Below are 1,742 nucleotides of genomic sequence, written 5' to 3'. Positions count from 1 at the left end.
GTGGACGAGCCCGACTACGGTCACCTGCTCGCCGAGATGGAAGTCTTCGAAGACGTCCCCGTCGACACCTCGAAATACCTGTTGCCGCGGGTGGAGGTCGAGGTCGGGTTCGTCCTCGGCGCGGACCTGCCCGGGCAGGATTGCACCGAGGAAGACGTGCTCGCCGCGACCGTGGCCTACGCGCCCTCGATCGAGTTGATCGATTCCCGGATCACGGACTGGAAGATCGGGTTGGCCGACACCATCTCCGACAACGCGTCCTCGGCCGGTTTCGTGCTCGGTGAGCAGCGCGTCGCCCCGGCCGATATCGACATCAAGGCCATCGATGCCGTGCTCACCCGCAACGGTGAGGTGATCGCCGAGGGCCGCAGCGACGCGGTGCTGGGTGATCCGGTGATCGCGGTGGCGTGGCTGGCGCGCAAGGTCGCCACGTTCGGGGTGCGGTTGCGCAAGGGCGACATCGTGTTGCCCGGTTCCTGCACGCGTGCCATCGATGCCAGGGCCGGGGACGAGTTCCATGCCGAGTTCTCCGGGCTCGGTTCTGTCCGTTTGCGTTTCAGCTGAACCCAGACTTTCTAGGAGTACCACTGTGACCAGCAAAGTCACCGCCGCGATCGTGGGGTCGGGCAATATCAGCACCGACCTGCTCTACAAGCTGCTGCGTTCGGACAAGATCGAGCCGCGCTGGATGATCGGGATCGACCCCGAGTCCGAAGGGCTCAAGCGGGCCCGTGGGCTGGGTTTGGAAACCTCGGCCGAGGGCGCGGACTGGCTGCTGGGTCTGGAGGAGAAGCCGGACCTGCTGTTCGAAGCCACGTCCGCCTACGTCCACCGCGAATACGCCCCCAAATACGAAGCCGCCGGTATCCGGGCGGTGGATCTGACTCCGGCCGCGGTGGGTCCGGCGGTGATTCCGCCGGTGAACCTGGACTCGCTGCGTGATGCGATGAACGTCAACATGATCACCTGTGGTGGTCAGGCCACCATCCCGATGGTCGCGGCGGTCTCGCGGGTGGTGCCGGTGGCCTACGCCGAGATCGTCGCCTCGGTGTCGTCGGTGTCGGCCGGTCCCGGTACCCGCGCCAATATCGACGAGTTCACCAAGACCACGTCCAAGGGGGTCGAGACCATCGGTGGCGCGCAGCGGGGTAAGGCGATCATCATCTTGAACCCGGCCGAGCCGCCGATGATCATGCGCGACACCATCTTCTGCGCCATTCCCGAAGACGCCGACCGCGACGCGATCGCGGACAGTATTTTCGCGATGGAGAAGTCGATCCAGGAATACGTGCCCGGGTACCGGTTGCTCAACGATCCGCAGTTCGATGATCCGTCGGTGGTTTCCGGGGGGATGGCGAAGGTGTCGATCTTCGTCGAGGTCGAAGGCGCGGGTGATTTCCTGCCGCCGTATGCGGGCAATCTCGACATCATGACCGCCGCCGCCACCCGTGTGGGTGATGTGCTGGCCGACCAGATCATCTCGGCTCGGGTGTAAGGAGATTCGACCATGAACAACATCCTGAAGCCCTACTCGGGCGAACTCGATGTGCGTGTCACCGACACCTCGCTGCGTGACGGTTCGCATCACAAGCGCCACCAGTTCACCGCGGACGAGGTGCGCAATATCGTTGCCGCTCTTGACGGTTCGGGTGTCCCGGTCATCGAGGTGACCCACGGTGACGGACTGGGTGGTTCCTCGTTCAACTACGGGTTCTCGAAAACCCCTGAGCAGGAACTGATCA

2 protein-coding genes and 1 pseudogene are annotated in these 1,742 nt (G+C 64.2%); all 3 read left to right on the top strand.

Going from position 1 to position 1,742, the window contains the following annotated elements; genetic code table 11:
- A partial coding sequence (locus QH270_RS07060) for a 2-keto-4-pentenoate hydratase (RefSeq protein WP_280339654.1) occupies positions 1-564 on the top strand: 564 nt, incomplete at its 5' end.
- 25 nt (positions 565-589) lie between these two features.
- The gene (locus tag QH270_RS07055) at positions 590-1,495 is read left to right on the top strand and encodes an acetaldehyde dehydrogenase (acetylating) (RefSeq protein ID WP_280339652.1); all 906 of its coding nucleotides are present in this window, start codon (positions 590-592) and stop codon (positions 1,493-1,495) included.
- 12 nt (positions 1,496-1,507) lie between these two features.
- Positions 1,508-1,742 (top strand): annotated as a pseudogene (locus tag QH270_RS07050) (4-hydroxy-2-oxovalerate aldolase); the annotation flags it as partial.

The organism is Nocardia neocaledoniensis (genome assembly GCF_029868625.1).
Lineage (GTDB): Bacteria > Actinomycetota > Actinomycetes > Mycobacteriales > Mycobacteriaceae > Nocardia > Nocardia neocaledoniensis_A.
The sequence above is the reverse complement of the archived record's forward strand: the minus strand, read 5'-3'. Positions and strand labels throughout refer to the sequence as shown.